Source organism: Ornithinibacillus jepli, assembly GCF_047228935.1.
In the GTDB taxonomy this organism is placed as follows: Bacteria; Bacillota; Bacilli; order Bacillales; family Amphibacillaceae; genus Ornithinibacillus.
Genome location: NZ_JBFEGG010000002.1, coordinates 589675 through 615096, shown reverse-complemented (window position 1 = coordinate 615096; position 25422 = coordinate 589675). Strand labels below are relative to the sequence as shown.

General features: G+C 36.5%; 23 protein-coding genes and 3 pseudogenes. 16 read left to right on the top strand and 10 right to left on the bottom strand.

The features are described from left to right. The first annotated feature begins 43 nt into the window (after positions 1–43). From AB1K81_RS11180 to AB1K81_RS11150, 7 genes are all read left to right on the top strand, one after another. Positions 44–1519: a peptidoglycan DD-metalloendopeptidase family protein gene (locus tag AB1K81_RS11180; RefSeq protein WP_412976716.1), complete on the top strand. Its 1476-nt coding sequence runs from the start codon at positions 44–46 to the stop codon at positions 1517–1519. A 239-nt stretch (positions 1520–1758) separates the two neighbouring features. Further along, a complete protein-coding gene (gene yycF / locus AB1K81_RS11175) occupies positions 1759–2463 on the top strand; it encodes a response regulator YycF (RefSeq protein WP_412976715.1) in 705 nt (234 codons plus the stop codon). Between the two features lie 5 nt (positions 2464–2468). Continuing rightward, positions 2469–4292, top strand: a complete 1824-nt coding sequence (walK, locus tag AB1K81_RS11170) for a cell wall metabolism sensor histidine kinase WalK (protein ID WP_412976714.1) — start codon at positions 2469–2471, stop codon at positions 4290–4292. Next, entirely contained in the window at positions 4292–5626 is a 1335-nt protein-coding gene (locus AB1K81_RS11165; RefSeq protein ID WP_412976713.1) for a YycH family regulatory protein, read from the top strand. The genes walK and AB1K81_RS11165 overlap by 1 nt, the downstream gene beginning before the upstream one ends. A gap of 1 nt (position 5627) precedes the next feature. Continuing rightward, the gene (locus AB1K81_RS11160; RefSeq protein ID WP_412976712.1) at positions 5628–6536 is read left to right on the top strand and encodes a two-component system regulatory protein YycI; all 909 of its coding nucleotides are present in this window, start codon (positions 5628–5630) and stop codon (positions 6534–6536) included. A 6-nt stretch (positions 6537–6542) separates the two neighbouring features. Next, entirely contained in the window at positions 6543–7328 is a 786-nt protein-coding gene (locus AB1K81_RS11155; RefSeq protein ID WP_412976711.1) for an MBL fold metallo-hydrolase, read from the top strand. A gap of 75 nt (positions 7329–7403) precedes the next feature. Continuing rightward, positions 7404–7958, top strand: coding sequence for a hypothetical protein (locus AB1K81_RS11150; protein WP_412976710.1), 555 nt, complete (start codon positions 7404–7406; stop codon positions 7956–7958). Here the strand turns inward: AB1K81_RS11150 and AB1K81_RS11145 are convergent. Beyond that, on the bottom strand, positions 7913–8812 hold the full coding sequence (locus tag AB1K81_RS11145; RefSeq protein ID WP_412976709.1) for a nuclease-related domain-containing protein: 900 nt from the start codon (positions 8810–8812) through the stop codon (positions 7913–7915). The two genes, AB1K81_RS11150 and AB1K81_RS11145, sit on opposite strands and share 46 nt — an antisense overlap. Before the next feature lie 139 nt (positions 8813–8951). Between AB1K81_RS11145 and AB1K81_RS11140 the strand changes: the two genes are divergently transcribed. Continuing rightward, positions 8952–10133 carry a S1C family serine protease gene (locus AB1K81_RS11140; RefSeq protein WP_412976708.1) on the top strand — a complete coding sequence of 394 codons (1182 nt, stop codon included), beginning with the start codon at positions 8952–8954 and terminating at the stop codon, positions 10131–10133. A 273-nt stretch (positions 10134–10406) separates the two neighbouring features. On the opposite strand, the gene AB1K81_RS11135 is transcribed toward AB1K81_RS11140, so the two are convergent. Next, positions 10407–10766 carry a DoxX family protein gene (locus AB1K81_RS11135; protein WP_412976863.1) on the bottom strand — a complete coding sequence of 120 codons (360 nt, stop codon included), beginning with the start codon at positions 10764–10766 and terminating at the stop codon, positions 10407–10409. A gap of 231 nt (positions 10767–10997) precedes the next feature. On the opposite strand from AB1K81_RS11135, the gene AB1K81_RS11130 reads away from it, so the two are divergent. After that, positions 10998–12713 (top strand): ABC transporter ATP-binding protein, encoded by a 1716-nt coding sequence (locus tag AB1K81_RS11130; RefSeq protein WP_412976707.1) that lies wholly within the window; start codon positions 10998–11000, stop codon positions 12711–12713. 44 nt (positions 12714–12757) lie between these two features. On the opposite strand, the gene AB1K81_RS11125 is transcribed toward AB1K81_RS11130, so the two are convergent. From AB1K81_RS11125 to AB1K81_RS11115, 3 genes are all read right to left on the bottom strand, one after another. Further along, a complete protein-coding gene (locus tag AB1K81_RS11125) occupies positions 12758–13591 on the bottom strand; it encodes an alpha/beta fold hydrolase (RefSeq protein WP_412976706.1) in 834 nt (277 codons plus the stop codon). A 13-nt stretch (positions 13592–13604) separates the two neighbouring features. Beyond that, positions 13605–14069 (bottom strand): DinB family protein, encoded by a 465-nt coding sequence (locus AB1K81_RS11120; RefSeq protein ID WP_412976705.1) that lies wholly within the window; start codon positions 14067–14069, stop codon positions 13605–13607. 71 nt (positions 14070–14140) lie between these two features. Beyond that, positions 14141–15112, bottom strand: a complete 972-nt coding sequence (locus AB1K81_RS11115) for a phosphotransferase (RefSeq protein WP_412976704.1) — start codon at positions 15110–15112, stop codon at positions 14141–14143. A 171-nt stretch (positions 15113–15283) separates the two neighbouring features. On the opposite strand from AB1K81_RS11115, the gene AB1K81_RS11110 reads away from it, so the two are divergent. The 3 genes from AB1K81_RS11110 (at position 15284) to AB1K81_RS11100 (ending at position 18605) form a co-directional block, all read left to right on the top strand. After that, positions 15284–16315 carry an ROK family transcriptional regulator gene (locus AB1K81_RS11110; protein WP_412976703.1) on the top strand — a complete coding sequence of 344 codons (1032 nt, stop codon included), beginning with the start codon at positions 15284–15286 and terminating at the stop codon, positions 16313–16315. A gap of 82 nt (positions 16316–16397) precedes the next feature. Further along, positions 16398–17588, top strand: coding sequence for an MFS transporter (locus AB1K81_RS11105; protein ID WP_412976702.1), 1191 nt, complete (start codon positions 16398–16400; stop codon positions 17586–17588). Between the two features lie 330 nt (positions 17589–17918). Then, complete coding sequence (locus AB1K81_RS11100; protein ID WP_412976701.1) at positions 17919–18605, top strand: hypothetical protein; 687 nt, start codon at positions 17919–17921, stop codon at positions 18603–18605. 333 nt (positions 18606–18938) lie between these two features. Here AB1K81_RS11100 and AB1K81_RS11095 read toward each other — a convergent pair whose 3' ends face one another. Further along, complete coding sequence (locus tag AB1K81_RS11095) at positions 18939–19190, bottom strand: AbrB/MazE/SpoVT family DNA-binding domain-containing protein (RefSeq protein ID WP_091775512.1); 252 nt, start codon at positions 19188–19190, stop codon at positions 18939–18941. Positions 19191–19584: 394 nt separating this feature from the next. On the opposite strand from AB1K81_RS11095, the gene AB1K81_RS11090 reads away from it, so the two are divergent. Together AB1K81_RS11090 and AB1K81_RS11085 are read left to right on the top strand one after the other, a co-directional pair. Further along, the gene (locus AB1K81_RS11090) at positions 19585–19791 is read left to right on the top strand and encodes a YuzF family protein (protein ID WP_412976700.1); all 207 of its coding nucleotides are present in this window, start codon (positions 19585–19587) and stop codon (positions 19789–19791) included. Between the two features lie 68 nt (positions 19792–19859). Beyond that, positions 19860–20750, top strand: a complete 891-nt coding sequence (locus AB1K81_RS11085) for a manganese catalase family protein (RefSeq protein ID WP_041054396.1) — start codon at positions 19860–19862, stop codon at positions 20748–20750. A gap of 195 nt (positions 20751–20945) precedes the next feature. Here AB1K81_RS11085 and AB1K81_RS11080 read toward each other — a convergent pair whose 3' ends face one another. The 4 genes and pseudogenes from AB1K81_RS11080 to AB1K81_RS11065 form a co-directional block, all read right to left on the bottom strand. Then, positions 20946–21128, bottom strand: a complete 183-nt coding sequence (locus AB1K81_RS11080) for a hypothetical protein (protein WP_250620307.1) — start codon at positions 21126–21128, stop codon at positions 20946–20948. A 5-nt stretch (positions 21129–21133) separates the two neighbouring features. Next, on the bottom strand, positions 21134–21406 hold the full coding sequence (locus AB1K81_RS11075; protein ID WP_412976862.1) for a molybdopterin-binding protein: 273 nt from the start codon (positions 21404–21406) through the stop codon (positions 21134–21136). A 3-nt stretch (positions 21407–21409) separates the two neighbouring features. After that, a pseudogene (locus tag AB1K81_RS11070) lies at positions 21410–21810 on the bottom strand (molybdopterin-dependent oxidoreductase); the annotation flags it as partial. Between the two features lie 381 nt (positions 21811–22191). Continuing rightward, positions 22192–22735, bottom strand: a pseudogene (locus tag AB1K81_RS11065) (recombinase family protein). Positions 22736–22882: 147 nt separating this feature from the next. On the opposite strand from AB1K81_RS11065, the pseudogene AB1K81_RS11060 reads away from it, so the two are divergent. Together AB1K81_RS11060 and AB1K81_RS11055 are read left to right on the top strand one after the other, a co-directional pair. Further along, positions 22883–24115, top strand: a pseudogene (locus AB1K81_RS11060) (DUF4158 domain-containing protein); the annotation flags it as partial. A 212-nt stretch (positions 24116–24327) separates the two neighbouring features. Further along, positions 24328–24885, top strand: a complete 558-nt coding sequence (locus tag AB1K81_RS11055) for a cupin domain-containing protein (protein ID WP_412976699.1) — start codon at positions 24328–24330, stop codon at positions 24883–24885. Positions 24886–25422 lie beyond the last annotated feature (537 nt).

The following is a 25422-nucleotide window of genomic DNA, read 5'->3' as shown; positions in this document are numbered from 1 at the left end:
GTAGATAAATATATATATTCATATAGTAATAGGGGGGAATCGCGTGTTCTCGGGAAAAGAAAAGCAAATTAAGCAGAAAAATAGTCTGCTTAAGAGAGCCATTATTGGTACTGGGATTATATCCGTACTACTAACGGGAATAGTCTTTGCAGAGGAATCCACTAATGTAGGCAAAGTACACCATGTTTATGTAAATGGGAAGCATATCGGTCAAGTGAGTGACCAACAAATTGTGGAAGAGATCATAAATGAGAAACTTCAACAAGCACAAGGAAAATATGAGGATATTGACCTAGATATAGGAGAAAATGTTAAATTCGTTTCAGAGTTAGTATTTAATCCTACATATCACAATGACGCTATCACGAAATATTTAGAAGAGAATCTAACTGTGAAAGCAGATGCTGTCGAGCTTTCAATTGGTGATGAAGTCGTTGGATATTTTGAAGATGAAATGGACGCTAAAAAGGTCATTGAAGATTATAAATTAAAGTATATTGATAAAGAAACACTAGAATTAATAGAATCCGCAAAGTCTACTGTAGAAGAGTCTAACGGTCCCCAAATCGTTGATACTCCTTTTGAACCAGCAGACATTGCAGTTGGCGAATCTATTATATTAGACGTTGCGTTATCAAAGGATGTTTCATATTCTACGAAAAAAGTTAATCCGAAAGAAGTTTTAACTGTAGCAGACGGTCTAAAGTTACTAGAAAAAGGCACCCTTAAAGAGGAAAAACATACGGTTCAAGAGGGTGAAGTATTAGGGTCAATCGCCTCTAAATACGATCTGTCCTTAGAAACTTTGCTAGAGTTAAACCCTTCCATTAAGGAAGATACGCTTATCCAAATTGGACAAGAAGTAAATGTAACAGAATTAAAACCATTTGTAGATGTAGTTGTGAAAAAAGAAGAAAAGAAAAAAGAAGAGATCAACTATGAAACCGAGATAGTAGAATCAGACGATTTATTCAAAGGTGATCAAAAGGTTAAGCAACAAGGTTCTGACGGTGAGAAAGTTGTTCATTATGCTGTAGAGATTCGAAATGGTAAAGTCACTAATCGTGATGTGTTAGAAGAGGAAGTTACCAAAGAAGCTGTTAATAAAGTAATTGTTAAAGGTACAAAAGTAATCCCGTCTCGAGGTACAGGAAACTTAAGCTGGCCAGCAGTTGGTGGATATATTTCCAGTCATGTTGGATACCGCTGGGGATCGTACCATAAAGGAATTGATATTGCTGGTCCGTCTAACCGCTCGATTTTAGCTGCTGATAATGGAACAGTCGTATTCGCCGGTTATCAAGGTAGCTTTGGGAATAAGATTGAAATTAATCATAATAATGGAATGAAGACCATTTACGCACATTTGTCTTCAATCAATGTAAAAGTTGGACAAGTCGTTCAAAAAGGTCAACAGATTGGTGTAATGGGCTCGACTGGAAATTCAACAGGGGTGCATTTACACTTTGAAGTCTATAAGAATGGTGCATTACAAAATCCATTAAATTATTTAAATTAACATAGAAAAAGCTGACTCATGATGACTATTGTGAGTCAGTTTTTTTAGTAGGGATGTTTTTCTACAGGAACAGGAGTAATTCAATTTTTATAAGATGTATACAAGCCAGTCCGCTCTAATCCGTCTTTAGGAACAAGACATTTAGGAAAAAGTAAGTTAAAATATAGGATATACACTTAAAATTAAAGGCTTCATTCGAATATATATAAACTTAAAATATAAAAAAAGGATGTGTTATGATGGCACAGAAAATTTTAGTTGTAGATGATGAACAACCGATTGCGGATATATTGAAATTTAATTTAGAAAAAGAAGGTTATGAAGTTGTTGTCGCTAATGATGGAGACGAGGCAATTAAATTAGCAGAATCGGAAAATCCAGATTTAATCTTATTAGACATTATGTTACCGAATAAAGATGGTAATGAAGTTTGCCGCGAAATTAGAAAGACGAAAACGATGCCTATTATTATGCTAACAGCGAAAGATTCTGAAATTGATAAAGTATTAGGTCTTGAAATGGGCGCAGATGACTATGTTACAAAGCCATTTAGTAACAGAGAGTTAATTGCACGTGTAAAGGCGAATCTAAGAAGACAACAACATGTACCGGATGATGCAACGAGAGAAAATAAGGATATTACAATTGGCTCTTTAACAATTCACCCAGATGCCTATACGGTCTCACGAGATGGTAAGGAGATTGAATTAACCCACCGAGAATTTGAATTGTTACATTACTTAGCTCGACATATCGGCCAAGTGATGACACGTGAACATTTGCTAGAAACGGTATGGGGTTATGACTATTTTGGTGATGTTAGAACCGTTGACGTTACAGTAAGAAGGCTAAGAGAAAAAATTGAAGAAAATCCAAGTAACCCAATGTGGATTGTAACACGTCGTGGAGTTGGATATTATTTACGTAATCCTGATCAGGAGTAGGTTCTATGCATAAAGTCGGCTTTTTTCGCTCGATACAATTAAAATTAACGCTAATTTATATTCTTTTAATTTTACTAGCGATACAAATTATTGGTTCATACTTTACTTCGTCATTGGAAAAGGAATTAACCAGTAATTTTGAAACGTCCATCAATGGAAGAATTGAAGTGTTAAGTCACTATCTAGAAGATGCCTTTAGTAAGGAACGAACAGAAGAGGATGAAACAACACTTCAAGAAGATGTACAAGGGATTATTCGAGATATTAATACAGATAGTTCATGGGATTTAATCGTAGTCGATGGTCAAGGCAAGGTTTTAGCAACTAATAATTATAGTGATCATGACAAAATCGGTAAAAAGGATACAAGAGATGTTATAAATAAAACAATTGTCATAGGAGAAGAACGGATTCAAAAAGTTGAGGATTCAGATGATAATCTCTTATACATTCAATCCACACCACTTGTTAATCATAATGGAAATGTCGTTGGTGTTATTTATTTGGAAGCACCGTATCAAAACATATATGACCAGTTAGAGAAAATTAATCAAATTTTTTATAATGGTACTATGATAGCCATTGTCGTTTCTGCCATATTAGGGATTTTAGTAGCAAGAGCTATTACAAAGCCAATTATGGAAATGCGTAGACAAGCACAAATAATGGGTAAGGGAGATTTTACGCAAAAGGTTAATGTTTACGGAGCAGATGAAATCGGACAACTGGCGATTGCGTTTAATGATTTAAATGATCAGCTAAAACATTCCTATGCGAAAACAGAAGAAGAGACAAGGAAGTTAAATTCGGTTATTGAAAATATGTCTGACGGAGTAATCGCGACGGATGAAACGGGTGCAGTTGTGTTAATGAATGAACCTGCAGGAATTCTTCTTGGTGTAAACCCAGAAGAAATTTATGGCGAGTTCATTATGGATGTACTAAAGTTCGATGATAAAGAAATCGATTTACCGGAGCTACCGGAAAATGGGTCGATGATTATTGATTTTAGTGATGATAATGAAATTTTCCTAATCCGTGCTAACTTCTCGACTGTAACGGACGACGATGATGAAATTACAGGCTTTATTACCGTTATAAGTGATGTAACCGAACAGGAAAAAATCGAACAAGAACGTAGGGAGTTTGTTTCCAACGTATCACATGAATTACGCACACCACTTACCACAATGAAAAGCTATATTGAGGCTTTAATGGATGGAGAGTGGAAAAATGAAGCGATTGCGCCGAGATTTTTAGAAGTTACCCAAAACGAGACCGAGCGTATGATTAGAATGGTTAATGACTTACTGCAGCTTTCTAAGATGGATAATAAGGAACAACAGCTGTTAAAAGAACGGTCTGATTTTGTTGCATTATTCCATCATGTTATTGACCGCTTTGAAATGAACGCACCAGAGCATATTGAATTTGTTCGTGAATTACCGAATGAGAAGCTGTATGTTTGGATTGACCAAGATAAATTAATTCAGGTTATTGATAATATTATTTCAAATGCGATTAAATATTCACCAGAGGGTGGAACTGTTACGTGTCGTGTCATTAAACAGAGACATCAAATCATGGTTTCCATTACCGATGAGGGTATGGGAATCGCGTATGATAAACTAGAGAAAATCTTTGAACGTTTCTACCGAATTGATAAAGCAAGGACTAGAAAACTAGGAGGAACAGGACTTGGTCTTGCCATCTCAAAAGAATTAGTCGAAGCACACCACGGGAAAATATGGGCGAAAAGTAAAGAAGGCAAAGGAACGACGGTTATATTTACACTCCCGCTGATGGGTAAGAAGCGGAGGAATAATTAATGAATATAGAACTTCTTAAAACATATGCGTTAGCAATTTTAGTAGGGATTAGCCTCATTTTGACTTATAGCCTATGGAGTCATACCCCGAATAATGAAACATTAGAGGAAGAACACTTACTAGATCCTAGTGAGTTAAATCTTGGTGGTACAGAAGAAACAAGAAAAACGTTAGTTCAGCCTAGTCATATTATTTTTAAGAAATGGCGAGATAACTATTTCGGTTTTGCCAACCCAGAAGATAAAATTAATTTATATGAGGATATGACTTCATGGGTACTGTATAATTTCCGTGTTAGTGACGCAAATGGGAGACCAAATGTAGGAGACAAAAATTTAGTGGAAATGATATTCCCGGTTAAATTACCAATGGAAATCATTCCAAGTTTATTTACGATTAATAATCAAGATAGTTATATCGTGCCAGAAAATTTATATTTTCAACGGGTATATATAACGATGGATGAATCAGATAAATCCATGACCTTTATTTTCCTTACTGTTGATGGAAAGCAGCAACTTAGTGCAGATGTGAATAATACACAAAAATATGAGCTTGTAGATAGTATTATTAGAGAGTTAAATGGTCTAGAAGAGTATGTCATGCTAGAGCCTAGTGAGTATCCAGTTTATGTTCCAATCCAACCGACTGAAATGCGTAAGTACACATTACGGTTTAATGAATTACCTTATACCGTACTTAAAAATGCGTTATTTCCAGACCCGTCCTCCGTAATTGAGAATGTGACAGCAGATCAGATTCTTTGGTATCAAGATGGTCCAAGATCCATGCAAGTATTTGGCGGAGAAACAAAAATGAATATGGAATATATTATGGCACAAAATGTGGTTCGGAGTCCGATGACAATTTTAGATATTATTGATAGAAGTATTACTACTATTAATGGATTTAAAGGGTGGACACATGATTATCAGCTAGAACAGGTCAACACAACGAGCAATGAAATACAATATTTAATGCATTATAAAGGCTACCCGGTGTTTAATTTAGATAATTTATCGGTAATTGAACAGCGATTCGCTAATAATGAACTAATCGAGCATAGACAGCCATTATATAAGTTAGATTTTGCAGGTAGTGTTCAATATGACATTCCTCCAGGTAATGAAGTTATCGATAAATTAAAGAGTGGAGACTATACCTATAAAGTAAGTGATATACAAGATATTCGAATTGGCTATCGATTAAGCCTCCAAATAGATGAAACAAATAACTATGTTATTAACCTAACACCGGAATGGTACATTAAGGTGAATAACCGATGGCAACAATTTCAAACAGAAGAAAAATTGCCTAATAAAGGAGTGAGCTAGGATGCAATGGGGTCAAATAAAAACATTATTTATCCTTTCCTTCTTACTTCTTGACATATATTTGCTGGTTCTAGTCGTGCAAAAGCAAGATGATATAGGTACTCTAGATAGTTCGGCTATAGAGGAAGAACAACGGTTTTTAGAAGTAGAAAATATATCCATACCAGAAGATTTACCTAATACAGTACCGAATGAGTCCTTAATGGCGATTGAACCAAAAACATTTAATAAAGAAGAAATAGAAGAAATTACATCTCGTGAAAACCAGGAAATTATAGTCGTAGGTGATCGTTATATTAATTCCCTACTGGAAGAACCATTTGCTATTCCAGAAAATGCTACTAGTGATGATATAGCACAACTGCTTACAAGTGCGGTATACTTAGGAAATGAATATACTTTTGAATATTGGGATATGGAACGGAATATTCTTGTATTTTTCCAGAAGAAGAATGAAAGACCAATTTACTATAATCAGAACGGAATGCTCCTAGTTTACTTAAATGATGCAAATGAAGTAGTCGGGTATACACAGACGGTTTTAGGAGATCTCGAAGTAATTAACGAAGAGGAAGTATTAGAAAAGCCTTTATCAGCGATTAAGGAACTGTATAACAATAACTTACTCTATACAAATGATACAGTAACAGAAGTAAAACTAGGTTATCATAACTTTTTCCCATTAGAGAGCGGACGCCAAGTACTTGTTCCTACGTGGAAAATTACTATTAATGATGACCGCACCCGTTTAGTAGATGGCTTTGAACGAAAAGTTATACCAGAAAATCATGATTTTCTTGATAATGCATTAAACACTATTGTAGATAACACGATTTTAATTAGAGATAATGAAGAATTTAAACAGAACATGCTAGACCTATTGTCTAGCAAACTTGAGCAATCGGAGTGAATCATCATGGCATTACGTTTTAGCGTCCTGGCATCCGGGAGTACGGGGAATGCGTTTTATATAGAATCAGATAAAGAGAAACTTTTAGTTGATGCTGGCCTTAGCGGAAAACAAATGGACAAGCTGTTTAGTGAGGTTCAAGTATCTCCATCTGAGTTATCCGGAATCCTAGTGACCCATGAGCATAGTGATCATATCAAGGGGCTAGGAATCCTGGCACGTAAATATAATCTACCAATCTATGCAAATGAAAAAACGTGGAAAGCAATGGAAAACTCCATCGGAAAGATTGGATTAGATCAAAAGTTTACTTTTAATATGGAGGAAGTAAAGACCTTTGGCGACATTGATGTAGAATCATTCGGAGTATCCCATGATGCTGCAGAGCCAATGTTTTACGTCTTCCGAAACGGCGGAAAGAAGGTAGCACTCGTGACGGATCTAGGCTACGTATCCGAACGAATCAAGAAAACCGTCGAAGGTGCGGACGCCTACATCTTTGAAGCAAACCACGACGTCGGCATGCTCCGCATGGGCCGTTATCCATGGAGCGTCAAACGCCGTATCCTAGGCGACTCCGGCCACGTCTCCAACGAAGACTGTGGACTTGCTTTGACCGATATAATCGATAACAATACGAAACGGATCTACCTAGCACACTTAAGTAAAGACAACAACATGAAGGACCTCGCCCGCATGTCAGTAGGGAATATACTTGTAGAACGCGGCATAGAGGTAGATTTATATGATACCGACCCAGGGGCTCCAACTTTGATGTATGAGGTTGGGTAACCGGGGGGTTTGAGGAAGAGCGACTGTGGGGTCGTTCTTTTTTTGTTGGGTTGAGAAGGGGGGCTATTGGACAAAATGAGGATAATTGATGGAGAATTGTCCAATAGCGGAGCTGTTATGGACAAAGTAGAGAAAAATGAGAGTTATGTGTCCAATAGAAGAGCTGTAATGGACAAAATGAAGAGCAATATTGAGATATTGTCTAATAGGAAAGCTATAATGGACAAAATGGAGAGCAATATTGAGATATTGTCTAATAGGAAAGCTATAATGGACAAAGTGGAGAGAAATGATGAGGTATTGTCTAATAGGGGAGCTGTAATGGACAAAGTGGAAAGAAATGATGAGGTATTGTCTAATAGGGGAGCTGTAATGGACAAAATGGAGAGAAATGATGAGGTATTGTCTAATATAGTAGCTGTAAAAGACAAAATGAAGATACAAGAGAAAGAAAAGTCCAATAGAGGAGAACTATTGGACAACCTGAAGATAAACGACAAAGAAACGTTCAATAGTAGGAATCTATTGGTCAAAATCAACAAAAAGTTAATGACAAATTCCAATAGCGTGGAACTAGGAAACGCCTACTCAAAATACACCCACCTATTGATACCGATCGATTTAAAATGACTATTTAAAATTCTTGATATCCGTTTCTTAGAGAATATCCTACACCATTCATGAATTCCCCTAGTTGTTATCTTTTCTTCAGGAAACAGCAGTTTAAATTCCTCAACACTCCTCAATACAGTTTCAGTAACAAGTTGTGTATTACCACATTTTCCACAAATACAACTTCTTCCTTCAACATTAATATCAAATGACTTACAGATATGACATACTATGCCCTTTTTTAAATGTTCATAGGTATAGTCAGGTAATTTAGTATATGGGGACTGTTCTAAGTGCAATGAGATTAATTTATTTGCTAGTGTTTTATGCTTCTGAGTTATTTTGGAGTTAAGAGAATTTAACCGTTTCATGTAACGGTTAATTTGTGTTGGGAGAATTATCGGCTTATCAATAGGGGCTTGGAATAGAGTGAATTCCGGGTTGATAAAAACTACGAAGGAATGAATGTTGGTGTTTATTCCTAGGCTTTGCAACAACTGTCTAAGGAGCGATTCAGTTCTTGTTAATTGTGTTAGAGGATTATTCAATTCGAAGTTTAAGTTATTATAGAGTCTATTATCTTTAAGGTAAAAATCCCCTTCGAAGTTTTTAATTTCATAAAAGTAGATAGCATCAGCAATAAGCAAAGTATCAATTTGAAACGTAATGTTGTTTATTTGAAGCAGAAGATCATTTATTACTAGGCAATCCAAATTCAATTGTCTCGTGTGACTATCAAATAGCAATTCCCCTTCTAATCCTTTTTTTAAACTGAGATACCTCTGCCTATCATGTTCCTGTAATTCCATTCGTGTATGTAAGACCTCTAATATCTGCAGTTCCTTTGGTACGGATCTAGTTTTATATTCCATATTCCACATCCTTTCTATTAAAAAATCTATTACATTTTCACCGGAAATGCAATGTTAAACCTAATGTTTAATCTCCTTTAAAGAGAACATAATATAAGTAGCTTTTGCTGTAATTATGCTGTATAAAGGAGCTTTTTTTATGGGGTATTATAATGAACATTATCCTCCGAATCCGCATCGGAAAAGGAGAAATAGCTGGTTGCCATTATTTTTAGGTGTTGTTATTGGGGTTTTGGTTATGGCGATAGCGGTGCCGAGAGTAAAAGAGATGGGTACAGCGATTAATTCAGATGTAACGAATCAAAAAAGTGCCGAGGAACAGCTTGTTTCATTAGATATTTCCACCCGTATAACGGAGGTGGTTGAAGTTGTTTCTCCTACGGTTGTTGGGATCACGAATCTGCAACATCGGGGTGATTTCTTTGAGCAGCAGCAGGAGAGTGAAGCGGGGACTGGATCTGGTGTTATTTATAAAAAAGATTCCCGCTACGCGTATGTTGTCACGAATCATCATGTTATTGAGGGGGCGGATGATATCGAAGTGCTTCTCAATGATGATACAGTGCTCGAGGCAGAGTTACTTGGTAATGATTTGTTTTCGGACCTAGCTGTACTAAGAATTGATGGGGAAAAAGTGGACCGAACGATTGAAATGGGGTCTACGGAGAGCTTAAAGGTTGGCGAGCCAGTTATTGCGATTGGGAATCCACTTGGGCATATGTTTTCGGGTTCCGTGACGCAAGGGATTGTGAGTGGTTTGCAGCGGACAATTCCCCAGGATTATAATTTGGACGGACGGGCAGATTGGCAGGCAGAGGTTATCCAGACAGATGCAGCGATTAATCCAGGGAACAGTGGTGGTGCATTGATTAATATGGATGCACAGCTGATTGGGATTAACTCAATGAAAATTAATGAGGAAGCGGTTGAGGGGATTGGGTTTTCTATTCCGATTGATACCGCAAGACCAATTATTGATGAGCTAGAGAAAACAGGCCAAGTGAGAAGACCTTATCTAGGTGTGGAGATTTATTCACTAGATGAGATTCCACGCTTAGAGTGGGCAGAGACATTGAACTTACCGAATGACGTTAATGGTGGTGTGTACGTGTGGAGTATAGAGGAGCGTTCGCCTGCTGCACTTGCTGGGCTAGATAGACTTGATGTGATAACCCATCTTGATGGGAAAGAGATTATGAATATGATTGATTTGCGAAAGATATTATATCAGGAAAAGGAAATTGGTGATGAAATTGAGATCACATATTACCGTGATGGGGAGCGCAAGAATACAACATTAGTACTGGATGTGCAACGATAATATGAAAAAACTGGCATTTTGATGTCGCGTAGGCTTATCAGGATGCCAGTTATTCACACTGAGTACATTGTATGAAAGTAGAAAGACTCACAACTTATCCCCAATTCCCAAAAGTTATTCACAAATTGTGTATATAAGTAAGACTTGAATCTATATTTTGTGTCGAGTTGAATCGAAAACACAAAATATCTGCGAACATTTGTGCATATGTGGATAAAAATGTGTATAACTTATAAAAAGTACGTTGATTATCTGTTAATATCTGAATTTCCTTTAAAATTTTTTCCCAGGAACATGCTTGTATAATTGAAGTAAAAGAATAATCATGACAATATCTAATCTTGATTGGAATAAAAAGGTGAGAATGCCTTCATTTACGAGATAAGGAAGTTTGGAAAAGTATAAGGCGCCAATCATAATGACGATTAACGGAATAGTTGCCTTTCTTACATACATTCCACATGCAATTAATGCACCACATCCAATTTCAACGAGTGCTACCAATAATAAAGTTGTTTGATGAGACGGAATACCAAATGAATAAAATGCCGCTCGAAAATCCGTGTCTATCAATTTTATAACTCCAGAAGTAATAAACACATACCCAACCGCATAACAAAGCCACGTTGCCATATTCATGTTCAGTCTAATGGGAATCTCCTCCTACTGGCTGAATTTTGTTCATTTATATGTATGCAGAAGAATGGACAATATTGACAAGCTATGGGAAAAAATTAATTTCTTAAAAAATTCTAATCATAAAATTTTCCTTCGCAAACAATCAAATGTATAGTATAAAAAGAGATATAATTGAGAAACGCTGAGTTTATAGTGTTTATTTTTAGACAGAAGGAAGTGCAACTTATGCTAAGACGTTTTTTCTCCTATTATAAGCCTCATAAAAGGCTTTTTATTATTGACTTTACCTGTGCGGTATTTGTAGCGATATTAGAACTAGCTTTTCCGATTGCGGTACAGGAGTTTATCGATAGATTACTCCCTTCGCAAAATTGGAATTTAATTGTACTAGTAAGTATCTCGTTATTAGCGGTCTATTTACTGAGTACGTTTATGCAATATATTGTTACATATTGGGGACATAAGCTTGGAGTAAATATTGAAACCGATATGCGCCAGGACTTATTCCACCATGTACAAAGACAATCCTTCCGCTTTTTTGATAATACAAAAACGGGTCATATTATGAGTAGAATTACGAATGATCTATTTGATATCGGGGAATTCGCTCACCACGGACCAGAGGATTTATTTATTGCACTGATGACATTCGTTGGGGCATTTGCATTAATGTTTAATATTAATTTCCAGCTAACGGTCATCATTCTGATTATCGTACCAATCCTAATTTGGTTAATTACATACAGTAATATCAAAATGAATCAGGCTTGGAAATCAATGTATGAAGAGATTGCGGAAGTTAATGGACGTGTAGAAGACTCCGTATCCGGTGTTCGTGTCGTGCAATCTTTTACAAATGAAGATTATGAAATGAAACGTTTTACAAAAGATAACTACAATTTTAGAAAAGCAAAAGTCGGTGCATATAAAATTATGGCGTTCGTTCATTCTAATATTTACATGATGATGCGATTAATCGTGTTAATTGTTTTAGTATATGGTGCTTGGTTAACGTTTAATGGTCGGATGACACATGGGGAGTTAGTAAGTTTTATCCTATTTACTAATGTCTTGTTTAATCCGATTAATAAAATTAGTGCGCTATTAGAATTGTATCCGAAGGGAATGGCTGGATTTAAGCGATTTACAGAAATTCTCGATACAGAGCCAGATGTACAGGATAGAAAAGATGCAAAGCCGGTTAACAAATTACAAGGCTATATTTCTTTCCATAAAGTAACGTTTGGATATGAAAAAACGCAAGGTCCAGTCGTAAAAGCGATGAGCTTCAATATTAATGCTGGAGAGACGGTAGCTTTTGTTGGTCCATCTGGTGCTGGGAAAACGACCATTTCATCACTAATTCCACGCTTCTATGATGTGGATAGTGGACAAATTACGATTGATGGTATGGATATTCGCGATATGACGAAGCGTTCTTTACGGGAAAATATTGGTATTGTACAGCAGGATGTATTCCTATTTACCGGAACACTTCGAGAAAATATCGCTTATGGTAAGTTAGATGCAACAGAAGAAGAAATCAGACAAGCAGCGAGAAGAGCCCATTTAGAAGAGTTTATTAATGAATTGCCGGACGGGTATGAAACACAGGTTGGAGAACGTGGGCTGAAATTATCCGGTGGACAAAAGCAACGGATTGCGATTGCGCGTATGTTCTTAAAGAACCCGCCAATTCTCATTCTAGATGAAGCAACTTCTGCATTAGATACCGAGACGGAAATGATTATTCAGGAAGCATTAAATGATTTGGCAAAAGACAGAACAACACTAGTTATTGCCCATAGACTTGCGACGATTCGAAATGCGGATCGCATTATGGTCGTAACGAAAAAAGGGATTGAAGAAGAAGGCACACATGAAGAATTAATTAGAAGAAATGGTGTCTTTGCGAATTTGCATAAGGTACAAATGCATTAAGGGGGAGAAGATTTGCTATTTTAGTGGCAAATCTTCTTTTTTTATTATCCCCGAATAAAGTCTAAAACAGCCTTTTGAAATTCATATGAACAATCTACATAAGGATGATGCCCACTATCAAGTTGGATGTAGGTTGCATTCTCGAAATGAAAGGCTTCTTGATGATCAGGCCCAATCGCATCGTCGTATTTCCCGGACAATACTAACACAGGTTTTGTGATAGAAGAAGTTAAACTTCTGAAGTCTTGAAAATATTCTTCGTTTGAAAAAATATACTGCTGAAAATCTGGCTGTGACTCTAACTCCTCATCAATGGCATCCATCTTTTCCTTATCAGCAAGTGATGTAAATTGAAGCTGATAAAATAAATTTTTCTCCATTAATTGCAGAGCAGTGAAAAAGAAAGAATCAACAAGCTCCGGAACGTTATTGCCCGGTGGCTCCAATTCATCCATTCCTAACAGTTTCCTACCCTGCAAAACCTGATGAGTAAAAGATTCCTTCATATCTAATGTACCATTGGATAACATTAAACCTTTTACACTCTTCGGATGGCTATTGGCATAGTTAACTGCTAATAAAGCACCAAAGGAATGCCCCATCACATACCACTCTTTAATCTTAAGCTGCACACGTACTTCTTCCAAATCCTCAAGTAGTCGTTCTAACGAATAATCCCGATTAGCCGCTAAGCTAGAACGTCCACATCCTCGTTGATCTAAATAAATCATCTCTAAATCTTCCTCAAGTGACTTCCCTACAAAATGCTGAAATGACTTACTCCAATATCCAGGTCCGCCATGTAAATAAATACAAGGAAATCCAGAACCCTCTTTTTCAATAAATAAGTTTACGCCATCACTAGTTGTAATGATCAAATGAATCCCCCTCTTAAAACAGTCCCCTAAATATTACGTTAGCTGATACTGGGTCTAATCCTAACTCTCTTGCCCAAATCGATAATTGCCCAATATGGTGTATCTCATGGGCAATAATATGATGGAGAATCTCGTCCTTCGTAAACCTACTTCCTTCCATCCAAGGTGCCGTAACGGACCAATCACCAGAAGACGCATCATTACGTTGAAGAAATTCCTGAATCTCTTCTCGATACTCACGAGATATTTCTTTCACTCGTTCCAATTCTGTATAAGATCGGAAATCAAAAGGAATATCTTCTTTCCCCTGAATAGCCCGCACCCAACTATATTCCACATCGATAATATGTAATAACGTATGAAGAATATTTTTCTGTCCCCCGACTCGCTCCTTTAACAATTCTTCCTTAGGGAGCTGCTCACACCAAGCCAACCATTCATCTCGTACTTGCCAGTTATACTGAAAAAATTTGTACATATTAATCTTCCTCTCCTAATTCGACAATATATTGTCGATATTTCCCGGGAAATGTAAAATCTAGGTGCCTGCTAACATAACTCCAATAAATGCTCGGACAGCCAAATCATTTCCTGAACAAACCGAATCGGTGGTCCTTTACGTTGATCCATTTGAACATCCAACCACCATTCACTTTCTAAATACCATAAAAGTTTTAATGCATCTGCGATAAATTTCTCACCAGTTGGACGGAAAAGACTATAACCTTGGACAAAGGATTTAATACCTTTCACATGCAGCGAGTCGCCATCCAATGCACCAGAAATAATCGCTCTCCCGACGTCTAACAGGAGATGGTCATAATTTAATCGGTCAAAATCGAGTATCGCCGATAGCTGATTTTCTTGGAATAACATATTATCTACCCACAAGTCACGATGCGCCCAACCAACGCTTTTTAAGTTCAGCTGATCCATCTGAAATACTTCCATTAACTGAAGTTGTTTTTCTATGATTGGTGACAACTCATATTTCCCAGCAAGAGACACTTCGTTCAATACCTTTTTCCAATAACCCATACGCTCGTCTTTCGAGGGTGGCACAAACATCGGATTCTTTTTAGTAGGAGTCTTACCATCATTCAAAAAGGCATGCATCTTCCCCGTATAGTATCCTAACTGGAACATCTGCTCATCCGTTAGCTTCCCTGGCTTCATCAATTGACCCGAGCAAAATTCCATCATAATAAATCGTTCTCCACTAAGTGTCTCAAAGAAAACCTCATCTTCATCGGAAAAGATTTTTGGACAAGGGAAGCCGAGACTATGTAGGCGGTTTTGCTCCGAAAACACATGATGCAGCTCGTCAATCGAATATTTTTTTAGCCGGTCTTGATTATACTGCTTGAGAAGATATGTCCCTTCATGGGTCTCTATTTTCCATTTCCTATTTAGCCAGCCACGCTTTATCTGTTCCACATGACGCAGTTCAACATGAAAGCGGGCACGAACAACCTGATACAATTCTTCAAATAACATATCTTCATGACTTACAGATTTCATTATGACACCACTTTTTCTGAAATTTCTATAATTGATTATAAACTAAATCTAGTAGAAAAACAAGAATATATGTTCGCGTTAAAACTTGTTGTTGGCACGAAAAATTAAATATGGTATATTTTCATCATAACTTATTAAAGTAATTTAATAAGTGGTTAGGTGGTGAGCTAAGTGAATGAAAATTCGGCGAGTCCAAAGTCTATGAAAAATATAATTCTACGAGGTATCCGTACAACTCTTTTAGATTTTGGAAGTACGACCAAAGTAGAACTAAGTGATAAATTGAATGTTAGTTTCCCAACCATAAGTAAGTTCTTAGCTCAGATGGAGAAGGACGGGGAAATTATTTCTGTTGGTCTAGATGAATCAAGTGGTGGCAGAAGAGCAAAGCGATATAGGTACAATCCTGAATATATGCTTGGCCTTGCCATTTTCTTAGAGAAGTCCGAGACAAGTTATACGATTTTTAATAGTTTGGGAGAAATAAAGGAGCAAGGAAAATTTGCTAGTGTATTAGAAGATGGCGATTTGAAATCATTAACGAATTACATCGAGACATTAGTAGCTGCCAATCCTAAAATCAGTGCTATGGCGATCGGGGTACCTGGTGCCGTTGATAGTGGACGGATTTTTCATATACCGGGATACGATGCGTTTCAAAATATCGATCTGAAACATTTCTATGAGGAGCATTTTTCGATTCCTGTCGCAGTGGAAAACGATATGAATGCAGCTGTTCTTGGATATTACCATAATAGAAAAATGAAGGAAGAGTCCCTTGTATACCTGTATTCTGGCCAAAATGGACCTGGTGCGGGAATTATGTTAAATGGTGATGTTGTTCGTGGAAGCACGTTTTTCTCGGGAGAAGTTCAGTACATTCCGCAATATGATAATCGAAACTTCCAACAAGCGTTAAATAAGGGGAACCGACGGAATAAAGAAATGGTTGAGGATGATGAGATTGATGCGGTTAGTAGATTAGTAGCGTCGTTTGTTGCGATTATTAATCCTCATGTTTTTATATTTTGTAAAGACGATGTGAACCAATCTACAATAGAAAAAATTAAGGCGATAAGTGCAAAGTATATCCCATCCGAGCATCTTCCAGAGTTTCAGATGAGTGATTGGGAACAAGACTATTTATTTGGATTACAAACACGTTGTATCGATGTCATGATCGATGAGAAAAGTAGTAGATAACCGTAGGCATTCAACAAATATGGATGCTGCTATTTTTAACAACTTATTAAAGATGTTTAATAAGTGAAGGGGAGAGTTAAACATGACGCTATTACTTTTAATTATTATTTATTTGGCTTTTATTAGTTTAGGGTTACCGGATTCGCTATTAGGAGCAGCTTGGCCCGTGATGCAACCGGACTTTGGGGTTCCTCTTGAGACAGCCGGATTACTTTTTATGACCATTTCGGGTGGTACTATAATTTCTAGTTTAGTTAGTGGCAGAGTCATTACACGATTTGGAACAGCAAAGGTAACCTTTGTGAGTGTCCTCATGACGGCTAGTGCTTTACTTGGGTTTTATTTTGCACCGTCGATTGTTTGGTTGGTTGTACTTTCCATCCCTCTTGGATTGGGCGGAGGGGCTGTTGATTCTGCATTAAATAATTATGTAGCGTTACATTATAAGGCACACCATATGAGTTGGTTACATAGTTTTTGGGGTGTAGGAGCAACCTTTGGTCCGATTATTATGGCCCAGTTTATGGTAGGACAGGATGCATGGAGAAGTGGTTATTTCACCATTGCAGGAATCCAGTTCGCATTAGCGGCTATCTTGTTAGTCTCCATACCACTTTGGAAAAGTGTAGCGAAAAAGCGTGGGATAAATGAAAGAACGGAAGAAATCCATGAGGAAGCTACTTCAAAAACAAAGCAGGTAAAGCCATTGAAAATAAAAGGCGTGAAGCTAGCGCTGTTGTCCTTTCTATTTTATTGCGGGGTGGAAGCAACGGTCGGGCTTTGGGGAAGTAGTTATCTCGTCAATGTAAAGGACTTGTCCGCGGCAACTGCTGCAAAGTGGGTGTCCTTCTATTGGGCAGGATTAACGGTGGGGAGATTTTTAACTGGTTTTGTTACGTTTAAATTGAGTAACCGCATGCTGATTAGATTAGGACAAATGATAGCTCTAGTTGGTGCTGTACTTCTAGTGTTACCATTGCCAACTACATTCTCGCTAGTCGGTTTTATTATAATTGGATTTGGGTTAGCACCGATTTTTCCATGTATGTTACATGAAACACCAACTCGCTTTGGTAAAGCGCAGTCGCAAAACATTATGGGGTATCAAATGGCGGTGGCATATACCGGTAGCACGTTTATGCCTCCTATTATTGGCTTGATTGCATCTCATACAACGATCATGATTTTCCCGATTTTTATGGTTGTGTATATTTTGGTGATGTTGTTAAGTTCAGAGCAATTAAACATTGTTTTAAGGAAAAAGACTGTGTGAGGAGCAAATATAGAAACAGCACCTTATTGTTGCATGCGCGCGACAATAGGGTGCTGTTTAATTTTTTTCGAGCTGATTCCCCCTTCGCTATTTATTTAAAATTTTCTAGCAAATAATCTAAATTTGCTAAATGCTGTGGTAAGATGTGGATAGATTGTGAAGAAATGTTCTTAAACTAAAGGGGCAGGATTGTGCAACAAGGCATATTGATACAAATGAATATCGGGTGCTTTTCTTAAAGAAGGAGAAGCACCTTTTTTGTTGAATATATTAAATAACAAGCACAAGCAATTTAGAGAGAACTATGATTTTAACTAAGGAGAAGAAGAAATGAGGATAAATAAAAATGTGATTTTGATTATTTTCATTATTGCCTTCTTTGTTTCAGCGACTTATTTTATTGAACCTGCTGAAAGTGAAGATGTAATTCCAGATTTATCAGACGAAGAAGAACTAAATATGTTAGAAGAAATGTACAGCGAATTACATAGTGATTACCTAAATATTCACTATGAAAACGAGAACTTGAAGCAAGAAATGTTCGAAATGAAAAAGAATATTCTTGAATCCAACCTACTAAGTAATTTTCTTCCGCATCCCGAATCAACGGAAATTCTTCATAAGAAGCTTGAAGAGAATAAAATCTCCGTCTTTTATAAAGATGAGATAGGAAATCATTTAATGGTATCCTCAAAGAAACCGAGCTTTGATGGAAATATAAAGCTAAATTCATTGAACCCTAAAGATGGATTTAACTGGGAACAAGTTAGTTATTCAAGTTATATTTTATTTGGTGGTTCGATAACTAATAATCAAATTGAAAAGGTTCAGGTAAAACAGGGTTACAGAGTTTATGAAGCTGATATTTTAAAAATCAACGATAACCATTCTGCTTGGTATAGTATATTTGTGAAAGAATCGACTTCTAATGAACCTGAAACGATAAAAATCGAAGCTCTTGATAAAAATGGTATCATTTTGTGGGAAGAATCCTTTGAAGACAACTTTGATGGTTAATAGTTCAACTAACGGGGTGCTTTAGTGAAGTAAGGATTTGTGATTTATCACACTTCATATAGCTACAATATATGTGAAAATTATCATAGTTCAAAATTAGATAATGGGGGTGATTATGGTGGAAGTACCTGAATTGATACTAATCTTGATAATTTTACAGTAATTTCTGGGGTAGGGTTTTTAATATACAAAAGCATTAAAAAATAGTTTTTCTTATTGAACAAGTGGTTGCGTTTATTGAGTTAAATATTGTGTTTTTTATGTAAGGCTGACGAATTTGTACTGTATTAATAGCAATCACCTGGTTCGTTTTGAGATAGATGACGTCATTCATTATCTGTTCACTAACCCTTTAAACGCTTTGTCATGCTCATTAATGACATCATTTAAAATATCCATGAATTCTGTATCAACGCCTTTAGGAAGTGTTACCTGCTCTTTTTTTCTCAAAACAATTTTCCCATCCTTAACTTCAACCTGAACATCGTCACCATGTGCTAAGCCAACTTGTTTAAGTAACTCATGAGGAAGAGTAATTCCAAAACTATTTCCAACCTTCGTAACTTTTCTTTCGAATTGCTCCAAAAGATCACATCCTTATTATAATTATTATAACGATTATAACGATTATAACGATTATAACACATAAAAATGAATTGGAAAAATCTATAATAAAGTAAGTTTGTGAACAGTTACACTTAAAGTAACGGGTGCCACCGTTAGTTTAAGAAGGATATTGAGTATCAAATCAGGAAGTTTATAGCCCCAGCCACACAGTAATTGGTGATTATTAAGATTGAAACGCCCTGACACTATTTCATAGGTGTTTTTATTTTGGATTCAGAATCTGGGTTTATTTTTCTAATGAAAGAATGGATGTCTGAATAAATCCGAAAACCAACATTCCAATTGGACAAATGCACATTTTTACTTCCTTGCATATACTGCTATGGGCTTCATGAAAAGGAGTGTGTTGAAAATGAGTGAAAAATGGAAACTTAGTGATCCATATGTTTATCAAGCTTTAATGGGACTTCACAATCAATCCCTTGCTGTTCAAACGACCCACGGCTCTGTACGAGGTGTATTACGAGAGGTCATGCCTGATCATATCGTCATCATGATGGGCGGGACACCATTCTATGTACGTACAGCACAAATAATTTGGTTTCATTCGACGATGTGAGAATAAGCCAAGCTCCATCCAACATATGATGAAAATGATTATTGTTTACGGATGGAGGTGTAAAGCTTATGATGAAACGCGTGAATAAAATTGCCATTGAGTTACCATATCCAGAACATGGCGATATGAATGCTGCTGCAGCTGTACAAGAATTAATGGGTGGAAAATTCGGTGAGATGTCCACCTTAAACAATTACATGTTTCAATCCTTTAATTTCCGCGGTAAAAAAAAGCTAAAGCCCTTTTATGATTTAATTGCAAGTATTACAGCGGAGGAATTTGGCCATGTTGAATTAGTAGCGAATGCAATTAATCTGCTTTCGATTGGCAATACCATTCCTGGCAATCCTGATACCGCCCCACTGCAAAATGGAAAGGATGCCCGTTATTCTACACATTTTACAACCACTGCTCAAACAGCTTTTCCAGGTGACGGGATGGGAAGACCGTGGAATGGGTCGTATGTAAATAACAGTGGAACGCTCGTTGAAGATCTACTCGCCAATTATTTATTGGAAATCGGTGCTAGAAACCACAAAATGCGTGTGTATGAAATGACGACCCATCCGACTGCCTTAGAGATGACCGGATACTTGCTTGTCAGAGGTGGGACTCATATTATTGCCTATGCAAAAGCACTAGAAGTAGCTACAGGTGTGGATGTGGGTAAAATGCTTCCAGTTCCAAGTTTGGATAATAATAAGTTTGATTATGCCAAAAAGTTTATGGATCAAGGATTGTACAATGTGTTGTATACATGGGGAGAAGCGGATTATCGTGATATCAACCAAATATGGAAAGGTGCAAACCCAGAAACAGGTGAAAGGCTGCATGTAATTGACGGAATGCCTGAAGGTGCGCCTGTACCCGATTTTCCAGAACTTCCAGAGCAATTCGCTCCAGGGATTGATTTGGATGATTACTATCGTATTTTAAAACGTTTAAAAAGCAATATGTAAACTTTAATAAAGAGCCACTGTAATTAATCATAATTACAATGGCTTGTTTTTCTTTCTGCCTTAAATAAAGGTAAGTTAATCAAGTGTGCATGCTGTACACCTTAAGACAGTCGCATTATCCGAATGATTTACATTTAGGTCTGGACTAGGTATTCTATACAACATTCTCTTCTTTATTTAGCTTTCTATTCAATCTTAAATTTCATCAATTGCATTATAACCGTAACCTTTTCTATTCCAGAAAGGTAGGGTTGGTTGAGTTCTATCATAAGAATCAGTAGCTTTTGTCATAATCTTATATTCACCTTTGTCCAGTACAGTCCACTCATAAGACCAAGATTGCCACCCATAACCAGCATTTTTAGCTGACTCTAACATTGCATTTAGCCAAGTAATCCACCGTCGATACTTATCTCCAACTTTGTAATAAAGCCTTTACCTGTCCAAGGAATCCCTTTAATCAAATGCTTACCATTATTTAAAGTCTCCTTATCTAAAGGCTTTTGAATCGTCGAGTTTACATTTATTGTAGTAACAGGGTAGGCATCTTTATTATTTTCTTTATCAGGATAATACACATAATCGATTGTTTGAAATGGTCCTTTAAAATTAGAATCAATAACACTAATCTGCTTTATCCATTTAACAGACGCCATTGCATACCACTGTGGAACAATTAATCTTAGTGGATAACCATGTTTAAACGGAATTGGCTGGTTATTATATTCATAGGCAATAATGGTATCAGGATGGATAGCCTTCTCTATAGGCTGACTTCTAGCGTAGGTAAAAACCTCATTTAGATCGGTTCTTTCTCCAAAATCATATCCTTCTACGACAATTTCTTTTGATCCTTCCCTTATCCCGGAAAGTTCCAGCAGGGTTCGTAACGGTACACCCTTCCAATAGCCTTGGCTTATAGCACCTTTTCCCATTGTTCTCCAAATACTTTAGGTTCGAAAAGGTTACGTTTATCCCCTGAACATTCAAGGACAGCTAGTATTGTTTTTGAAGGTAATTGAAGAATGTCCTCCATGGAAAGCAATATTGGTGTTGACATGATCCCATTAATTGGGAGCCAATAGTTTGAGTAAGAAAGAGCTGGATAATTAAAGTGGTTTCTCTTATAAAATAAGTTATTATTTACAATCTCATTTTCTATAAATGAAATAGGTGTTTCCTGATTTTTACTGCCCCTTAACCTGCGATAAATTAAGGTTATTAGAACGTATTGAGGATAAGATCCAGACACTTGGTACAAGTACAAGAGCAGATACTAGAATGGAAAGGCAGTCATAAAATCCTCGTAGATAGGTTCATTGTTTACCACTCCTTTTCTAAGGATAAACAAACATGTTATATTGAATATTTTAAACACTCTAGTTAACATTATTAAACTATCCTATAAACTTATTATGGGGATAGTTTTTGGTTAAAAACTTTACAAGTCAAATGTAATCGGGGTTAATGAATTTGTGAAAACAGTCATATTTCCTTCTTTATATAGCTTTACTGCATAATTCATTCCTGCGTGATTTTTATGATATTTCTTTAACCGTCCTTTAAACTTCCCTTCTTTCTTTGCGAGCTCAATTCCTTCACGCTGACGCATACGAATAAGGTCTCGCTCTAATTGGTTAACACCAGCCATTACCGTAATTAAGAATTGGGCTATATGGATTATCTTCTGATAAATCTAGCCATGTATCCTTAAGTGATTTTAAGCTTGCCTTTTTATTTCGTATTAAATCAATCAATTCAAATAAATCTTGAGAACTTCGAGTGATCCGAGTTAAATCTGTAACATAAATAATGTCACCTTCCTGTAAATCCTCTAACATTTTTTGAAGTTGTTCACGATCTTTTGTGGCTCCTGAAATTTTTTCTTCATAAATAATATCCATTCCAATTTCGTTCAATTGCCAAAATTGCCTTGAAGGATCTTGGCTAGTCGAACTGACGCGTACATAACCGATTTTCTGCAAAATTTCACCTCGTTTTTGAGACAAGTCTTATGAGACACTCTTAACTATGATTTTATCAGTCTACTATACTTGTATCAATAGAGTACACTCTATTGATATATAATTGAACTAATTAACTGAATAATTATGGAAATGGGATGATACTGAATGAAAATTGCGAGAGGTAGAGAATTGCTTACACTGGAACAGAGGCAGGATTTTATGCAAATCCCTGAAGATGAATGGATATTGGGGACCTACTTCACTTTTTCCAAACGGGATTTAGAAATAGTTAATAAGCGAAGGAGAGAAGAAAACCGTTTAGGGTTTGCTGTTCAATTAGCTGTTCTTCGGTATCCCGGTTGGCCATACACTCATATCAAAAGCATCCCGGAATCAGTCATACATTATATATCGAAACAAATCGGTGCCACTCCATCTTCGATTAGTCTTTATCCTCAAAGAGAAAATACACTTTGGGATCATTTGAAAGAACTTCGAAGTGAATACGACTTTGTAACTTTTACTCTAAGAGAATATCGAATAGCACTTAAGCATCTTCATCAATTAGCTTTTGAAAATGGCGATGCCATACATCTACTACATGAATGTATAGATTTTCTAAGAAAAAACAAAATCATACTGCCTGCTATTACTACACTTGAAAGAATGGTGTGGGAGGCAAGGACAATGGCTGAAAAGAAACTGTTTAATACTGTTAGTCAATCTCTTACAAATGAACAAAAAGGAAAGCTTGAAGAGATCATTACTTCGCAGCATCCATCCGAATCCAATAAAACGATATTGGGTTGGTTAAAGGAACCACCGGGTCATCCTTCACCCGAAACATTTCTAAAAGTAATAGAACGACTCGAATACATACGAGGAATGGAATTAGAAACGGTACAAATTAGTCATTTGCATCGCAATCGCCTGTTACAACTATCTCGCTTAGGCTCAAGATATGAGCCATATGCATTCCGTGACTTTCAAGAAAATAAGCGATATTCGATATTAACTGTCTATTTATTACATCTTACTCAAGAGTTAACGGATAAAGCTTTTGAAATTCATGATAGACAAATACTTAGTCTGTTATCAAAAGGCCGTAAGGCTCAAGAGGAAATTCAGAAACAAAACGGTAAAAAGCTGAATGAGAAAGTTATACACTTTACGAACATCGGACAAGCTTTAATCAAAGCAAAAAAGGAAAAATTAGACGTTTTTGAGGTTTTAGAATCCGTTATCGAATGGAATTCTTTTGTCTCTTCGGTCGAAGAAGCTCAGGAGCTTGCACGCCCTGCCGACTTTGATTATATAGACTTACTGCAAAAACGATTTTATTCACTTAGAAAATATACGCCAACGCTATTAAGGGTAATCGATATTAGAAAACCTAAAATACTAGCTATTGTAGGGAAATATTGACGAGGTATAGGGAAAACTTTTAAACATTGAGTCATTATTATGATAGCAGGCACAGCGATAACACCATCCCAGAAATTGGTATGAATCGTTGGAAAATCCAAAATATACCCTTCTATTTTATTAATGTGCACATTTCTTGGGTATTGTGCATAGGATACTTTAACTATAATTTAGGAGTGAGAAATATGTATTATTCCCCCTATATGTATCCGCATAACTTTGTAAATGTTCCAATGCCCTATGTTTGCCAACATCCTATATATTGGAACTATCCACAAGCAACAAATATGGAGAGTTTGTATCAACCTATGCACATAGGAGAAAGAGCAGAAAATATAGAATTTAAAGACTTAGGGAAACAGCCATTTGTAATAAATATAAAAGAAGCTGCGGAAAGAAATCGTACCTTTCGCACAGCGATATGGACTGGAAATAATTTACAGGTTACATTAATGAGTATTGGTGTCGGGGAGGACATTGGTTTAGAAGTTCACCCAGATGTGGATCAGTTTCTACGCATTGAAGAAGGTCAGGGTCTTGTTCAAATGGGGATCACAGAAAATAATTTGAACTATGAAAGAAGGGTTTCTGAAGATTATGCTATTATGGTTCCTGCTGGTACGTGGCATAATTTAACAAACACTGGAAATGAGCCATTAAAGTTGTCTAGCATTTATGCACCTCCAGAACATCCATTTGGAACGATACATCAAACAAAAGCAGATGCAATGGCTGCTGAATAAGGCGGTAACCCGGGCAATCAACTTATTTTGGGTAGAACTCCAGATGAATGGGTACAGTACACAGAGTTTTTAGTGAGAGAAGAATTAGGATTTTGTTTTTATTATAAGACCAGATCTATAGAATCGCTAAAAACTTTATATAGTTAAGAAGTATAAAAAACGATAATGATTTCATAAATACAGGTTTACAGAAAGATGTATCTACAGAGAAATAAAATGGGAAAAAAGTCACTTTTGAATTGGATGCAGATCTTTTTAAAAGGGATTGTAATCATGCTGCTATAAACGGCACTACCATGATAGATATTGTTGGAAAAGGCAATTAAGAAGTATTTAAAATACAAGAGATGTAATTATGTATAGCTGTACATACAGTTATACATAATTACAGTTGAAAACGTAAGTGGGTATAACTGTAAAGATACTTCGTCATTATTTATGATGGCGGATAATGAAATGTCTTATTTTAAAGCAAAAACTCAGAGGTAAAGTTGTAACTAACTATGAGGATGAAAAATCCCTAACACTAAGCACTAA